The organism is Achromobacter pulmonis (assembly GCF_002885955.2).
Classification (GTDB): domain Bacteria; phylum Pseudomonadota; class Gammaproteobacteria; order Burkholderiales; family Burkholderiaceae_B; genus Achromobacter; species Achromobacter pulmonis_A.
This window is the reverse complement of the sequence record NZ_POQS01000001.1, coordinates 1,270,000-1,285,400: the sequence shown is the minus strand read 5'-3', so window position 1 is coordinate 1,285,400 and position 15,401 is coordinate 1,270,000. Positions and strand designations below refer to the sequence as shown.

14 protein-coding genes are annotated in these 15,401 nt (G+C 67.6%); 9 read left to right on the top strand and 5 right to left on the bottom strand.

Annotated features, from left to right (window positions below; genetic code table 11):
• The first annotated feature begins 54 nt into the window (after nucleotides 1–54).
• From C1I89_RS05885 to C1I89_RS05875, 3 genes are all read left to right on the top strand, one after another.
• A complete protein-coding gene (locus C1I89_RS05885) occupies nucleotides 55–1,122 on the top strand; it encodes a tartrate dehydrogenase (protein WP_102771782.1) in 1,068 nt (355 codons plus the stop codon).
• Between the two features lie 81 nt (nucleotides 1,123–1,203).
• A protein-coding gene (locus C1I89_RS05880) for an IS5 family transposase (protein ID WP_102771781.1) occupies nucleotides 1,204–1,970 on the top strand; the annotation gives its coding sequence in 2 pieces (ribosomal slippage) (nucleotides 1,204–1,519 and nucleotides 1,519–1,970; 768 coding nt in all).
• A gap of 13 nt (nucleotides 1,971–1,983) precedes the next feature.
• Entirely contained in the window at nucleotides 1,984–2,943 is a 960-nt protein-coding gene (locus C1I89_RS05875; RefSeq protein ID WP_102771780.1) for a hypothetical protein, read from the top strand.
• Nucleotides 2,944–3,054: 111 nt separating this feature from the next.
• On the opposite strand, the gene C1I89_RS05870 is transcribed toward C1I89_RS05875, so the two are convergent.
• The 5 genes from C1I89_RS05870 to C1I89_RS05850 form a co-directional block, all read right to left on the bottom strand.
• Nucleotides 3,055–4,671 (bottom strand): DHA2 family efflux MFS transporter permease subunit, encoded by a 1,617-nt coding sequence (locus C1I89_RS05870; protein ID WP_102771779.1) that lies wholly within the window; start codon nucleotides 4,669–4,671, stop codon nucleotides 3,055–3,057.
• Nucleotides 4,668–5,861, bottom strand: coding sequence for an HlyD family secretion protein (locus C1I89_RS05865; protein ID WP_102771778.1), 1,194 nt, complete (start codon nucleotides 5,859–5,861; stop codon nucleotides 4,668–4,670). The genes C1I89_RS05870 and C1I89_RS05865 overlap by 4 nt, the downstream gene beginning before the upstream one ends.
• A gap of 22 nt (nucleotides 5,862–5,883) precedes the next feature.
• Entirely contained in the window at nucleotides 5,884–7,308 is a 1,425-nt protein-coding gene (locus C1I89_RS05860) for an efflux transporter outer membrane subunit (protein WP_102771777.1), read from the bottom strand.
• A gap of 106 nt (nucleotides 7,309–7,414) precedes the next feature.
• Complete coding sequence (locus C1I89_RS05855) at nucleotides 7,415–7,903, bottom strand: MarR family winged helix-turn-helix transcriptional regulator (RefSeq protein WP_102771776.1); 489 nt, start codon at nucleotides 7,901–7,903, stop codon at nucleotides 7,415–7,417.
• A 31-nt stretch (nucleotides 7,904–7,934) separates the two neighbouring features.
• A complete protein-coding gene (locus C1I89_RS05850) occupies nucleotides 7,935–8,831 on the bottom strand; it encodes a DMT family transporter (RefSeq protein WP_102771775.1) in 897 nt (298 codons plus the stop codon).
• Between the two features lie 97 nt (nucleotides 8,832–8,928).
• Here C1I89_RS05850 and C1I89_RS05845 point away from each other — a divergent pair, with 97 nt between their 5' ends.
• The 6 genes from C1I89_RS05845 to C1I89_RS05820 all read left to right on the top strand — a co-directional run bounded on the left by C1I89_RS05845 (nucleotide 8,929) and on the right by C1I89_RS05820 (nucleotide 15,392).
• Nucleotides 8,929–9,894, top strand: coding sequence for a DMT family transporter (locus C1I89_RS05845; protein WP_102771774.1), 966 nt, complete (start codon nucleotides 8,929–8,931; stop codon nucleotides 9,892–9,894).
• Between the two features lie 51 nt (nucleotides 9,895–9,945).
• Nucleotides 9,946–10,935, top strand: a complete 990-nt coding sequence (locus C1I89_RS05840; RefSeq protein ID WP_102771773.1) for a quinone oxidoreductase family protein — start codon at nucleotides 9,946–9,948, stop codon at nucleotides 10,933–10,935.
• Between the two features lie 187 nt (nucleotides 10,936–11,122).
• Entirely contained in the window at nucleotides 11,123–12,628 is a 1,506-nt protein-coding gene (gene styD, locus C1I89_RS05835; protein WP_102771772.1) for a phenylacetaldehyde dehydrogenase StyD, read from the top strand.
• A 67-nt stretch (nucleotides 12,629–12,695) separates the two neighbouring features.
• Nucleotides 12,696–13,577: a transporter gene (locus C1I89_RS05830; protein ID WP_102771771.1), complete on the top strand. Its 882-nt coding sequence runs from the start codon at nucleotides 12,696–12,698 to the stop codon at nucleotides 13,575–13,577.
• Between the two features lie 70 nt (nucleotides 13,578–13,647).
• Nucleotides 13,648–14,838 carry an amine dehydrogenase large subunit gene (locus tag C1I89_RS05825; protein WP_102771770.1) on the top strand — a complete coding sequence of 397 codons (1,191 nt, stop codon included), beginning with the start codon at nucleotides 13,648–13,650 and terminating at the stop codon, nucleotides 14,836–14,838.
• The gene (locus tag C1I89_RS05820; RefSeq protein WP_102771769.1) at nucleotides 14,835–15,392 is read left to right on the top strand and encodes a MauE/DoxX family redox-associated membrane protein; all 558 of its coding nucleotides are present in this window, start codon (nucleotides 14,835–14,837) and stop codon (nucleotides 15,390–15,392) included. Before C1I89_RS05825 ends, C1I89_RS05820 begins: the two co-directional genes overlap by 4 nt.
• Nucleotides 15,393–15,401 lie beyond the last annotated feature (9 nt).

Genomic DNA, 15,401 nt, shown 5'->3' with positions numbered 1-15,401 from the left:
GCTTTCCGTAGCCTTTTCCACAGGCGGACCCGGTAAAAAACAGAGGAAGACGCGGTGTCAAAGAAACACAAGATTGCAGTAATCCCCGGAGACGGAATCGGCAAGGAAGTCGTGCCCGAAGGCCTGAAAGTGCTGGACGCGGTGGCCACGCGCTTCGGCATCGATTTCCAGTGGGACCATTTCGACTGGAGCTGCGACTATTACGCCAAGCACGGCGCCATGATGCCGGACGACTGGCAAGCCCGTATCGGCCAGCACGAAGCCATTTTCTTCGGCGCCATCGGCTGGCCCGCCACCGTGCCCGACCACGAGGCGCTGTGGGGTTCGCTGTTCAAGTTCCGCCGCGAATTCGACCAGTACATCAACCTGCGCCCGGTGCGCCTGATGCCCGGCGTGCCGTCGCCGCTCAAGGACCGCAAGCCCGGCGAGATCGATTTCTACATCGTGCGCGAGAACACCGAGGGTGAGTACTCCAACAGCGGCGGCCGCCTGTTCGCCGGCACCGAGCGCGAAGTCGTCATCCAGGAAAGCGTGTTCACCCGCGTGGGCGCCGACCGCGTCCTGAAGTTCGCGTTCGAGCTGGCGCAAAAGCGCGGCAAGCACCTGACCGCGGCCACCAAGTCCAACGGCATTTCGATTTCCATGCCGTGGTGGGACGAGCGCGTGGCCGACGTGGCGCAGAGCTATCCCGACGTGCGCTGGGACAAATACCACATCGACATCCTGTGCGCGCACTTCGTGCAGCACCCCGACTGGTTCGACGTGGTGGTGGCCTCCAACCTGTTCGGCGACATCCTGTCCGACCTGGGGCCGGCCTGCACCGGGACCATCGGTATCGCGCCGTCGGCCAACCTGAACCCCGACCGCAAGTTCCCGTCCCTGTTCGAGCCGGTGCACGGTTCGGCGCCGGACATTTATGGCAAGGGCATCGCCAATCCGATCGGCCAGATCTGGAGCGGGGCGCTGATGCTCGATTTCCTGGGTTACCCCGAGGCTTCGGCCGCCGTCGTCAAGGCGATCGAAACGGTATTGGCCGAAGGCCCGCGCACGCGGGACATGCAGGGCAATGCCTCGACCGCCGAGGTCGGCAGCGCGATCGCGTCGCTGATCGCGGCCGGCTGAGGGCGGCCCGCGCTCAGGGCTTTAGGCTAGGGCGTGTTAACACTAATTGCGTTCTGATAGATCAGATGTGAAAGTGCAGGCATGGAGATCACCCCCGAGCAATTCAAACGCATCGAACACTGCTTGCCAGTGCAGCGTGGCAACGTCAGGCTGAGCAATCTGCAAGTGGTCAATGCCATGCTGTATGTGGCCGAACACGGCTGCAAGTGGCGCGGGCTGCCCAATCGGTTCGGCAATTGGCACACGATCTACACGCGCATGCGCCGCTGGACCAAAGCAGGTGTGCTGGACAAGATGTTCGAGGAGCTGCAGCGCGAGCAGCTGGTGCGCGTGAAGATCGAGGTGGTTTCGTTGGACTCCACGAGTATCAAGGTGCATCCCGATGGAACTGGCGCTCTAAAAAAAACGGCCCACAGGCCATCGGCAAGTCCCGAGGCGGATGGAACACCAAGATTCATATGGTTGCCGCGGATGCTCGAACGGCCGTGACGTTCTGCCTGTCGCCTGGACAGGCCCACGATGCCCCCGAGGGAAGGCGCCTGCTGCAAAGCCTTGGGCCTGCAAGCCGCCCAATTAACCTGCTCATGGATCGGGCGTACGAGGGCAACGAGACGCGCCAACTGGCCCTTGATCTGGGGTTCATCCCAGTAGTGCCACCGGTGAGGACCCGGATCGAGCCTTGGGAATACGACCGGGTGATGTACAAGCGCCGCAACGAGGTCGAGAGGCTGTTTCGGCGACTGAAGGGCTACCGTCGAATTTTCTCTCGGTTCGAGAAGCTCGATGCAATGTACCTGGGCTTCCTCAGCTTTGTGCTGGTGGCTGATGGTCTTCGCGGTTTGTGTTAACAGGCCCTAGTAGATGGAAGATTCGGCTTTTTCCTCCCCCGCCGTCCATGTGGGCGGCGGGCGGGCTGACCGGTTCGTGCGCAAGCTTTTCCGCTTGCTGCGCTCGCGCACGCAGCGGCACAACCAGCATTTGTGGCCCTTCGTCCGGATCTGGCGCGACCGCGCCGGCGCGATTTGCGGGTTTCGCGCCTTCGGGCGCTCGCTGCCGGTCACGCCGCTGCGGCAGGGATACGACCCCGCCGACGTCACCATGCATCTGATCCTGAGCGGCCCCTCGGTCGCCCAGATCCCCTACGACCGGCTCGACATCCGCGCCGCCATGGGCGTCAATGGCGCCATCGCGCTGGCGCGCAAGTTCGACCTGCCGTTCAAGTACTACTGCATCATCGACCAGAATTTCGTCAGGGACCGCATCGACCTGGTGCGTGAAATCGTCTCGCGCGACCTGACGCTTTACGTCCTGCCCGAGGTGCTGCGCTACATCATGCAGGGCATCCCGCAGGAATCGATCCGCTGCCGCGTCTGCATCATCGAATTGATTTCCGAGCGCGCCTACCAGCGCAGCGCCGCGCCGTCCGTCCTCAAGCGCATGGCCGCGGTCACGCCCGACGTGCAGCTGCTGGACGCCAAGCAGGGGCTGGGCTACAGCTTCGACGCGGCGCTCGGCGTGTTCGACGCCGACACCGTGGCCTATGCGGCCCTGCAGGTGCTGATCTCGGGCGGCGCCCGCCAGATCTACGTGCACGGGCTGGACCTGACGCTGCAGAACGGGCTGCGTTTCTACGACGAGGGGCAGACGCCCCAGGCCAGCCGGCTGGCGCGCAATTTCACCCAGCTGATCGAGCCGTCCTTCCGCTTCGCGTCCGCGCAATGGCGCGCCCGGGGCGTCTCGGTGTTCAACCTGTCGCCCATCAGCGCGCTGTCGGCCGACATCATCGAACGCCTCGACTGGCAGACCTTGCTAAAGGAATAACCCTCGCCGGCAAACACCGCCGCCCGATCGGGGGCACAGCGGATCCGGCTCCGCCGGTCCGCCAGTGCCGCCCCCTGGGGGGCCCGCGTCAGCGGGTAGGGGGGGACCCAATCAATGTGCTCCGGCTGCCGCCTCGGCTGCGCCGCCGCCGCCGCCGCCCTGGGCCGAGCGCGGGCGCGCGAACCATACCAGTCCGGTCAACGCCAGGAAGATGATCGCCGACGCGTAGAACACGTCCAGCGCCGACATGGTGAAGGCCTGGCCGTTGATCATGCCGTCTATCATGCTGAGCGCCTGCTGGTGCGACACGCCCAGGCTGTTCTGCAGCGTGTTCAGCGTATGGTCGAAGGCCGGCTCGCCGGGGCGGGCGGCTTCGGTCAGCTGGGCGTGGTGCATGGTGGCGCGGTTTTCCCACAGCGTGGTGGAGATCGAGGTGCCGAACGCGCCGGCGGTCAGGCGCAGGAAGTTCGACAGGCCCGAGGCCGCGGGAATGCGCCATGGCTCGATGCTGGTGAGCGTGATCGCGGTCAGCGGCACGAAGAAGGCCGCCATCGCCGCGCCCTGGATGATGGTCGGCGTCATCAGGGTGCGCACGTCGGTCTGCGTATTGAAGCCCGAGCGCATGAAGCACACCAGCGCGAAGATCAGGAAGGCCACCGTCACGATCTGGCGCGGGGCGCGCGTGGCCAGCATCCGGCCGACGATGGGCGTGAGCAGGATGGCCAGCAGGCCCACCGGCGCGGTCACCAGGCCGGCGTAGGTGGCCGTATAGCCCATATTGCTTTGCAGCCATAGCGGCAGCAGCACCACGTTGCCGAAGAACACGCCGTAGGCCACCGCCAGCGTCAGCGCGCCGACCGTGAAGTTGCGGATCTTGAAGAGCCGCAGGTCCACCACGGGGTGGGCGTCGGTCAGTTCCCAGATCAGGAAGAAAACGAAGGCCACGAAGGCGATCGCGGCCAGCGCGATGATGGTGGAGCTGGCGAACCAGTCCAGTTCCTTGCCCTTGTCCAGCATGATCTGCAGCGCGCCCACCCAGACCACCAGCAGCGCCAGGCCGACCTTGTCGATCGGCAGCTTGCGGGTCTGCGATTCGCGGTTGCCGTAGATGCGCCAGCTGATCCAGGCGGCCAGCAGGCCCACCGGCACGTTGATGTAGAAGATCCACGGCCAGGTGTAGTTGTCGGAGATCCAGCCGCCCAGCAGCGGCCCGGCGACGGGCGCGACCAGCGTGGTCATGGACCAGACCGCCAGCGCCATGCCCGACTTGGACTTGGGGAAGCTGGCCAGCATCAGCGCCTGCGACAGCGGGATCATGGGGCCGGCGACCGCGCCCTGCAGCACGCGGAACGCGATCAGCGCCTCCAGCGACGGCGAGAAGCCGCAAAGCCACGAGGCCAGCACGAATAGCAGCGTCGAGATCAGGAACAGGCGCACCTGGCCGAAGCGCTGCGTCAGCCAGCCGGTCAGCGGCACCGTGATGGCGTTGGCGACGGCAAACGAGGTGATGACCCAGGTGCCCTGGCTGGTGCTGACGCCCAGGTCGCCCGAGATGGTGGGGATGGACACGTTCGCGATCGAGGTGTCCAGCACGTTCATGAACACCGCCGTCGACAGCGCGATCGAACCGATGATGCGGGTCGCGCCTTCGAGCGGCGGATGGGCGCCCGGCGGCCGGGCGGGCTGGGGGGCGGCTGCCGCGCCCGCGGGCTGGGCGGTGGCGTTCATGATGCGAGGTTGGCCTTGATGATTCTGGCGATCATGGCGTCGACTTCGTCATGGGCCGGCTCGAAGGCGCGGGTCGACCAGACCGGCTCCTTGCGTTCGGCCTGCGTCAGCGGCTCGCCTTCCTGCTTGCCCACGTCGACTTCCACGTCCATCGACAGGCCCACGCGCAGCGGGTGCTTTTTCAGGTCTTCCGGGTCCAGCGCGATGCGCACGGGCACGCGCTGCACCACCTTGATCCAGTTGCCGGTGGCGTTCTGGGCCGGCAGCAGCGCGAAGGCGCTGCCGGTGCCGGCGTCCAGGCCGGCGACGGTGCCGTGATAGGTCACCGAGCTGCCGTACAGGTCGGCCACCAGCTTGGCCGGCTGGCCGATGCGCATCTTGCGCAGCTGGCCTTCCTTGAAATTCGCTTCCACCCAGACCTGGTCCAGCGGCACCACCGTCATCAGCGCCGAGCCGGGGGCGACCCGCTGGCCGACCTGCACGCTGCGCCGGGCCACGATGCCGGCCACCGGGGCGGGCAGCACGGTGCGCGACTGCGCCAGCCAGGCGTTGCGCAGGCCAGCCTCGGCCTGGCGCACGTCGGGATGCTCGGCCACCGTGGTGCCCTCGGTCAGGGCCTGGTTGGTCTCCAGCTTGGCACGCGAGGCCGCCAGCGCGGCGCGCGCCTGGGCCAAGCCGGACTGGGCCGACTTCAGCGCGACTTCGGCGTGCAGGATTTCCTCGCCGCTGACGCCGCCGGACTTGGCCAGCAGCTGGCGGCGCTTGACGTCGCTTTGGGCGCGGTTGAGTTCAGCCTCCGCGCGCAGGATGTCGGCGCGGCGCAGGTCCACGTCGGCGGCCAGCGCGTCGTTCTGGACATAGATGGTGCGCACCTGGCGCACGGTCTGCGCGAGCTTGGCCTGGGCCTGTTGCAGGGCCACGTCGGTGTCGGCGGGGTCCAGCCGCACCAGCGGCTGGCCGGCGGCGACGGTTTCCGTGTCGTCGGCCTCGATGGCCACGACCGTGCCAGGCACCTGGGGCGTGATCTGCACCAGGTTGCCGTGCACGTAGGCGTCGTCGGTGCTTTCGAAGTGGGCGCCGAACAGCACCCACCAGATGCCGTAGGCGATCGCGACGAGTATGAAGGCCCCGGTGGCCAGCAGCAGCAGGCGTTTACGGGCGGGATTGGCGGCGGGAGTGGCAGCGGTCATGACGTCTGAATCCGGGGAGCGTTCAATGAGTGGAAGACGTGGCGGGTTCGGACCCGGCGGCGGGGACGTAGCCTCCGCCCAGGGCATTGGCCAGGTTGGCGTCGAGCTGGTAGGCGCGGATGCGCAGATCGGTTTCCAGGCGCGCCTGGGTCAGCACGCCGGTCTGCGCGATGAGCACGGAGATGTAGTTGCCCATGCCGGCCTTGTAGCGCTTGACGGCCAGGTCGTAGGCCGCGTCGATGGCTTCGCGGGCCTGGCGCTGCTCGGCCTTTTCGCGGTCCAGCAGGCGCAGGGCGTCGAGCGCGTCGGCCACCTGGCGCACCGCGTCCAGCACGGTCTGGTTGTAGTCCGAGACGGCCAGGTCGGCGTCGGCGCGGCGGCCGGCCAGATTGGCGTTGAGTTCGCCGCCGTGGAAGATCGGCAGCGTGACCGCCGGGCCGAACCCGGCCATGCGGGCGTCGGCGCCCAGCAGGTTGCCGGTGCCCATGGCCTGGAAACCGGCGAAGGCCACCAGGTTCACGTTGGGATAGAACTCGGCCTTGGCGCTGTCGATGGCGTGGCGGGCGGCTTCGGCGCGCCACTTGGCGGCGGCGACGTCGGGACGATGGCCCAGCAGGTCCAGCGGCACGCTGGCCGGTACGCCGCCGGCCGGCGCGGTCAGCGCGACCGGCGTCAGGGACTGTCCGCGCTGCGGTCCGGCGCCAGCCAGCGCCGCGACCTGGTTGCGCAGTTGGGCCAGCGTGGTTTCGGTCTGGGTCAGCTCGACCTTGCCGGCGGCCAGCGAGGATTCCGCCTGTTTGACCTCCACCTGCGTGTCCAGCCCGGCGCCGTAGCGGCCCTGGGTCAGTTCCAGCACTTCGGCGCGCTGCGCCAGCACGCGCTGGAGCACGTCGCGCTGGGCGAAGGCGTTCTGCAGGTTCAGGTAGGCCCGCACCGTGGCGCTGGCCAGCAGGTTGCGCGCCGCCTGGGCGTCGGCCGCGGCGGCCTGCTGTTCCGAGACCGCCGCCTTCAGGCGCGAGCGGTTCTTGCCCCAGAAGTCCAGCTCGTAGCTGAAGTCCAGCGCCAGCCGGTTGTCGCTAACCACCGAGCCGCCCATCGGCGCCGGGTAGATGTAGTCCTTGGACAGGTGCTCGCGCGTCAGGGTGTAGTTGGCGTCCACGCGCGGCAGCAGCGGCGCGCGCGCCGAACTGACGGCGGCGTTGGCCCGCGCCAGGCGCGCCTGGGCCGCGCTCATCGAAGGGTTGTTTGCCAGCGCCTCGTCCAGCAGGGCGTCGAGCTGCGGATCGCCGTAGCGCTGCCACCAGCGGTCGGTGGGCCAGTCGGCGTCCTGGGCGGTGAGCCCCAGCTTGGCCGCGTCCAGCGCCGCCACGGGTTCGGGCCCGGGCTCGATCAGCGCGCAGCCGCCGAGGGCCAGCACCAATACAGCAGTAGAGAAAAGGCGTTTCATCCTGACGGTAAGCTGAAAATGATTGATTGATCTGTATTTGCCTAGGCAGGTATTATGCCAAAAAAGGCCCCTGCGATGCAGGGGGGGCGTGCCTGCCCCGGCGGCCTCAGGCCGAGCCGTTGGCCAGCATGCGGCGCAGGTAATGCATGAGCTGGGAGACTTCGTCGGCCGAAAATCCGCGCAGGTGATGGTTGAGCGAGCGGGCGATGTTGGCCGGGATCTCGCGCGCCTTGGCCTCTCCCAGTTCGGTGAGTTCGATCTTGACCACGCGGCGGTCTTCCTGGCTGCGCGTGCGCCGCAGCAGGCCCTTGGCCTCGAGGCGGTCCAGCGCGCGGGTCATGGCGCCGGTGTCCATGCCGTTGAGCCGGGCCAGCTCAGCCGGCGTGTCGGCGCGGCCCAGGTACACCAGCGCGATGGGGCGCCATTGCATGGCGGTGAGATCCAGCGGCGCCATTTCCTGGTCCAGCATGCGGTTCAGGGAATGATGGACCTGCTTGATCAGGAAGCCGGCGTTTTCCTCCATCATGCAGCGGGTATCGCTGCGGTAGTGGACGGGGGTATCGGGCGTGGAAGGAGGAGGCGGCGCGGCATTCATGCGCCGAATTTTACTGCCTAGTCAGTTATTGTCAAGGTTGTGCTTTCATGGCAGCCTCTGCCTGCGCGCCTGCCGGGGCCTGCTTGCGCAGGCCCGACCAGACGATGGCCGCCACGATCAGCGCGGCCCCGGCCATCATGCGCGGCGTGGGCTGCTGGCTGAACAGCGCCCAGGCGAAGGCGATGGCGTAGACCGGCTCCAGCGCGATGACCAGCCCGGCGCTGCGGGCGTTGAGCCGCGTCAGGCTGGAGACGAACAGGTAGTGCGACAGCCCGGTGCAGAAGACGCCCAGCAGCGCCAGCCAGAACAGGTCCAGGGCCGGCAGCGCGGGCAGCTGGCCGGCGGCGAACGGCAGCAGCACCAGCGCCACGACCAGGTTCTGCCAGCAGGCCACTTGCATCGGGTCCATGCCCGAGGCCGAGCGGCGGTTGCTCAGCGCCAGCAGCGCGAAGCTCAGGCCCGACAGCAGGCCCCAGGCCAGGCCGATGGTGCCCTGGTCGGCCAGGTCGAACGAGGGCGTGACCAGCACCAGGCCGGCGGTCACCAGGCCCAGCAGCAGCCATTCGGCCAACCGGATGCGCTCGCGAAACAGCAGGCCCTCGAACAGCGTGATGAAGGCCGGAAAACTGGCGAAGCCCAGCGTCGCGATGGCGATGCCGCCGACCTTGACCGAAATGAAGAACGTGACCCAGTGCACCGCCAGCAGCACGCCCGCCACCACCAGCACGAACAGCTGCGCCGGGGTCAGCGCGCCCAGCAGGGGTTTGCGCCGCATGCGGGCGAAAACGCCCAGCGCGAGCACCGCGAACACGGCGCGTCCCAGCGTGATGACGGCGGCGCTGGCCTGGATCAGTTCGCCGAAGACGCCGGTCAGGCCGAAGAGCACGGCGGCGATGTGGATGTAGGTCAGGGCGCGGTGTCTGGTCATGCGAGGCAGGTTGGAATGCATGGAAGCGGGGCGCCGGCACGAGAAAAGTATGGCGCCGAGCGTGCATTTATTTTTGCACTGAACATAAAATCATCGCATGAATCGCCTTGCCGAGTTTTCGCCGTTTTCCCGTCCCTCCAGCCGCGCGGCCGGATTCATCATGGCAACCCTGGGCGCGGTGCTGTTTTCGGCCAAGGCCATCGTCGTCAAATTCACCTATCGCTACGGCATCGACGCGGTCACGCTCATCGCGTTTCGCATGCTGTTCGCCATGCCGTTCTTCGCGGCCGTGGCCTGGGCCCAGTCGCGCCGCGCCGCGCGCGGCGAGATCGTGCGCCTGACGCCCAAAGAGCGCCTGCAGGTCTGCGTGCTGGGGCTGCTGGGTTATTACCTGTCGAGCTTCCTGGACTTCCTGGGGCTGCGCTACGTCACGGCCAGCCTGGAGCGGTTGATCCTGTTTCTCTCGCCCTCGCTGGTGGTGCTGCTGTCGGCCTTCTGGTTCAAGCGCCCGATCGAGCGCCGCCAGTGGATGGCCATGGTGCTGTCCTACGCCGGCGTGGTGCTGGTGTTCGCGCACGACCTGTCCTTCGGCGGAAGCGAGGTCTTCCTGGGGTCTTTATTCGTTTTCGGGTCGGCCGCAAGCTATTCTGTGTACCTGATCTGTTCGGGGGAACTGGTCAAGCGGATCGGCGCGACGCGGCTGGTGGCCTATGCCATGACGGTCTCGTGCGTGGCCTGCATCGTTCAGTTCTTCGCCGTGCATCCGCCGTCCATGCTGATCCAGCCGGCGGGGGTCTACGGCTATTCCGTGATCCACGCCACGCTCAACACCGTGGTGCCGGTGTTCATGCTGATGTGGGCGGTGGCGCTGATCGGCGCGCCCACCGCCTCGCTGCTGGGCATGGTGGGGCCGGTGTCGGTGCTGTTCCTGGCCTCATGGTTCCTGCACGAGCCGATCACGGTGTGGCAGATGGCAGGCACGGTCCTGGTGCTGGCCGGCGTGTTCGCCTTGATGGGGCGCGCGGCGCCCGCCAAGCGGGGCGAGGCGCGGCCAGAGCGTTGAATCCGGTTTTTGTCGCTTAGTTCGCATTATTTCCATTGAAAGGAGGCCCGCATGGCCAGCAATCTCGTCAAGGCAATTCGTATCGAGCAGCACGGTGGTCCCGAAGTCCTGAAGCTGGCCGAGGTGGAGGTTCCGCCGCCCGCCGCCAACGAAGTCACCATCCGGCAGCACGCCGCCGGCCTGAACTTCATCGATATCTATTACCGCACGGGCTTGTATCCGCACCCGCTGCCCCACGGGCTGGGCTTCGAGGGCGCGGGCGAGGTGACCGCGGTGGGCGCCGACGTCAAGCACCTGAAGAAGGGCGACCGCGTCGCCTATGGCCAAAGCCCCATCGGCGCCTACGCCGAGGCGCGCAACGTGCCCGCCGCCCAGGTCGTCAAGGTGCCCAAGGGCATCGGTTTCGACGAGGCCGCCGCGCTGATGCTCAAGGGCCTGACCGTGCAGTACCTGTTCCGCCAGACCTACCGCCTGCAGGGCGGCGAAACCATTCTGTTCCACGCCGCCGCCGGCGGGGTGGGCCTGATCGCCTGCCAATGGGCCCGCGCGCTGGGCGTGAAGCTGATCGGCACGGTCTCCAGCCCCGAGAAGGCCGAACTGGCCCGCGCCAACGGCGCCTGGGAAACCATCGACTACTCGCGCGAAAACGTGGTCGAGCGCGTGCTGGAACTGACCGGCGGCAAGAAGGTGCCGGTGGTCTATGACGGCGTGGGCAAGGACACCTGGGAAACCTCGCTGGACTGCATCGAGCCGCGCGGCCTGATGGTCAGCTTCGGCAACGCCTCCGGCCCGGTGTCGGGCGTCAACCTGGCGACGCTGAACCAGAAGGGCAGCCTGTACGTGACCCGGCCCTCGCTGGGCATCCACGTCAACACGCTGGCCAAGCTGCAGGCCGCTTCCGAAGAACTGTTCGACCTGGTCCTGAAGAAGAAGATCAAGGTCCGCATCGACCAGCGCTACACGCTGGAACAGGCCGGTGAAGCGCAGACGGCGCTGGCCGGGCGCAAGACCACGGGCGCGACGGTGCTGATGCTGGATTGAGGCGGGGATGACGGCGCGCGGCCCCGGGCAGGGGCCGCGCGGGACCGGCAGGGGCGCGACTCCGCGTTCCTGCCGGTTTTTTTTCGCGCCGGCCGTGCGCAGAATGACAAATCGCCATGCACGGCCCGACAAGCCAGCCGCAGACACCGTTGCTATTCTGGCTCCGACCTGTTCGCTGGAGTTCCGAATGCCTGCTGCAAGCGTTTCCTCTGCCGTTCCCGCCGATCGCCCGGAACTGGGCGCCATCAGAGAGTCCATGCTGATCGACGGCGAGCCCGTGCGCGAAGGGCAGGGCCAGCCCATCGCCGTGCACGATCCCGCCACTGGCCAGGTGATCGCGCACCAGCCGGACGCCGGTCCCGCCCAGATCGACCAGGCGGTGCAGGCCGCCAGGCGCGCATTCGACGCCGGGCCCTGGCGCGATATGCTGCCCGCCGGCCGCGAACGCCTGCTGCTGAAGCTGGCGGACCTCGTCGAGCAGCATGGCGACGAGCTGGCCCGCCTGGAAACGCTCAACAATGGCAAGCTGCTGGGCGTGGCGCAGGCGCTGGAAGTCGGGTCCGGCGCGCAGTGGCTGCGCTACATGGCGGGCTGGGCCACCAAGATCACCGGCGATACGCTGTCGCTGTCCATTCCGTTTCCGCCGGGCGTCCGGTACAGCGCCCAGACCTTGCCGCAGCCCGTGGGCGTGGTCGGCGCGATCGTTCCCTGGAATTTCCCGCTGCTGATGGCGATCTGGAAGATCGCGCCGGCGTTGGCGGCCGGCTGCACCGTGGTGCTCAAGCCCGCCGAGGAAACCCCGCTGACCGCGCTGCGTCTGGCCGAACTGGTGCTGGAAGCGGGTTTCCCGCCCGGCGTGGTCAATGTCGTGACGGGCCGCGGTGAAACGGCGGGCGCGGCGCTGGTCGCCCATCCCGGCGTCGACAAGATCGCGTTCACCGGCTCCACCGAGGTGGGCAAGCTGATCGGCCGCGCCGCGATGGACGACATGAAGCGGGTGTCGCTGGAGCTGGGCGGCAAGTCCCCGGTGATCGTGCTGGACGATTGCGACGTCGACCGCGCCGTGCAGGGCGCCGCCGCCGCCATTTTCTTCAACCAGGGCCAGGTGTGCACGGCCGGCTCGCGGCTCTACGTGCAGAAGGGCTTGTACGCCAAGGTCGTGCAGGGGCTGGCCGACCTGGCCGCCGGTATGAAGCTGGGCTCGGGCTTCGATCCGGCCACGCAGATCGGTCCGCTGGTTTCGGCGCGCCACCAGCGGCGCGTCATGGACTACATCGGTCTCGGGCGCGCCGAAGGCGGCCAGGTGCTGGCGGGGGGCGCGGCCGGCGAGGGCCAAGGCTATTTCGTGCAGCCCACCGTCTTTGCCGGCCTGCGATCCGACGCAAGAATCGCGCGCGAAGAGATTTTCGGGCCCGTGGTCGTGGCGCAGCCCTTCGACAGCCTGGACGACGCCGTGCGGCTGGCCAACGACAGCGCCTTCGGCCTGGGCGCGAGCCTGTGGAGCAATGACCTCGGCCGCGTCCAAAGCCTGATCCCGCGCATCGACGCCGGCACCATCTGGGTGAACACCCACAACATGCTGGACCCGAACATGCCTTTCGGCGGGTTCAAGCAATCCGGCATTGGCCGCGAGCACGGCCGCGCCGTGCTGGATCTGTACCTGGAGAAGAAGTCGGTCTGCATGGCGTACTAACAACGGCGGCGCGGCCCAAACCGGGAGATACCGGTGGCCGCGCCGTCACGGAACCAAGGGGAAATACATGGCAGGCAGCAGGCTTTGCCGGACCCGCGCGCGCGCCGCGCTGCTGTTGGCCTGCGCGGGGGCGTCGCAGGCGGCATGGGCTGGAGATCCCAGCGCGCGCGATTGGATACCCGCGCCGGTGGGCACCAATCTCGTCGCAGGCTATCTGGCGGGGCTGCGCTCGTCCGGGCTGTACGCCGAAGGCAAGCGGGTGGGAGGCGCCTCGGTGGACGTTAACGCGCTGGTGTATCGCCAGATGCATTACCGGGAGTTTTACGGCAAGACGGTGCAGCTCGAATTCATCGTGCCGATGTACCGCACGTCGATGGAGCTGCCGGGCGCGCCGGGCGACCACCAGACAGGCATAGGCGACCTGACGCTGGGGTCGGCGATCTGGTTCTACAACAATGAGCAGACCAGAACCTGGTTCGCCTGGGAGCCGTTCATCGTTGCGCCGGTGGGCCGCTACGACGGCTCGCGGCCCGATGTCTCGCCCGGGAAGAACCGCTGGTCGACCATCCAGGATTTTTCCTTCGTGAAGGGGATAGGCGAATCCACCTATCTCGAAGCCATCGCGGAAGTGGAGATCTATGGCCGCAACACCGACTGGTATGGGCAGACGCTGAAGAAAGATCCTTCGTTCCGCTTTTTCGCCCTGGCGTCGACCAACCTGACGCCCGACACCTATACCGGGGTGCGCTATCGCTACGAAACCGGCGGGCGGGAGACCTCCTCGGGCGAAACCGTGGCCACCAGCGCCCGCAACCACCAGTTGGCCGTCGAGCTCACGCACCAGATCAACGACGCCAACCAGATTCAGATGCAGTACATCCACGACCTGAAGGTCGAGAACGGGCCGCGCATGCGCGGCGTGCAGCTGCGCTATGTCTACGCGTTTTAAGGCCTGTGCGTGGCTGCTTTCAGCGTCGGCAGGCCCAGGGAGATCCGATCATGAGACGAGGAGAATATCGATGAATGCGCTACGCGCCAGATCATGCACATCGCGGGCGGGACAGTGGGCGCTGTGCGCCGCCCTGGCCGCCGCGGCCGGGCTCGCCCGGGCGGACCTGCCGGTGGAGGAGCTCAAGGGCGGCGCCCGCCTGCCGCCTGCCACGCCTCACCGGCTGTATGTGATGGATGCCGTCTTCAATCACCTGGTGGACAGCCGGATCAACATCTACGACGGCGACACCCGCAAATTCCTGGGGCTGGTGCCCACCTCGTTCAACGGTCACATGACCGTGTCCGCGGACGGCAAGGACATCTACGTGATGACGACCTACTACGAACGGCTCAACCGCGGCAAGCGGACCGACCTGATCGAAGCCTGGGACGCCGAGACGCTGACGCCCAGGTTCGAGGTGCCCATCCCGCAGAAGCGCGCGCAGGCGCTGAACTACCGCAACTACCTGCGCCAGAGCACCGACGGCGGGCTGCTGTTCGTGCAGAACGCCACGCCGGCGTCCTCGGTCACGGTGGTGGATTTGAAGACGCGCCAGTTCACCGACGAAATCACGGCCGCCGCGGGATGCTGGAGCATCATCGTCCTGCCGTCCCGCCCGCGCAGCTTCGCCAGCATCTGCGGCGACGGCGCGCTGCTGACCGTCGACCTGGACGCGGCCGGCAAGCCGGCGGGCCAGCAGCGCAGCCAGCCGATGTTCGATCCGGAAAAGGACCCGGTCTTCACGCATACCGAGAACCTCGGCAACACGTTCTATTTCGTCTCCTACAACGGCAACGTGTACAGCGCGGATTTCAGCGGCCAGGACGCCGTCTTCGGCAAACCGTGGTCCCTGCTGGACGCGTCGGGCAAGGACCAGGGCTGGCGACCCGGCGGCTACAACCTGCTGGCCGTGAACCAGGCAAGCAAGCGGCTCTACGTCGGCATGCATCCGAACGGCGCCGAAGGCTCGCACAAGACGCCCGCCTCCGAGATCTGGGTCTACGACCTGTCCACGCACAAGCGGGTGGCGCGGGTGCCGGGCAGGAATGCACTGTCCATGTCGGTATCGCAGGACGAGGCGCCGCGCCTCTACACGCTGGACGGCGGCAACGTGAACGTCTACGACGCAGCGCCGGCCGCGCCCGTTCTCAAGGGAACGATCGAGGGCGCGGGCGAGACTGCGCTGCAGGTCGAGCCGCAACCCTGGAGGGCGCCATGAACGATCCCGTACTGCTCTATGCCGCGAGCGCGGCGCTGGCCTGCGTGCTGCTTCTGGGCGCGCTGGAAAAACTGCGGGACATGGCGCGCTTCTCCGCGGCGGTGTCGGCCTACCGGATCCTGCCCGAAAGCTGGAGCGGTGCGTTCGCATGGGCCTATGCGCTGGCCGAGGCCGTGGCCGGCGTCCTGTTGCTGGCGCCGCCGCGCCAGGCGGCGGGGGCGCAACTGGCGCTGCTGGTGCTGGCGACGGCCACCGCGGCGCTGGCGTTCAACTTGCTGCGCGGCCATCGCGACATCGATTGCGGCTGCGGCGGTCCGGCCAGCGGCACGGGACGGGGCGGGCAGGGCGGCGCGGGGCTGTCCTGGTGGCTGGTCCTGCGCAACGCGGTCCTGGCGTCGTGGACGGCGCCCGCGCTCCACGCCGCGGCGGGTGGCTCTCGCGGCCTGCAATGGGTGGACGCCGCCGCCGTCTTCGGCCTCGCGATCTCCGCGGTGGCCCTTTACTACACCGCCAATCACCTCTTGGCCTCGCATCTCAAGCTGCGGAACCTTTGAAGGAGTTTC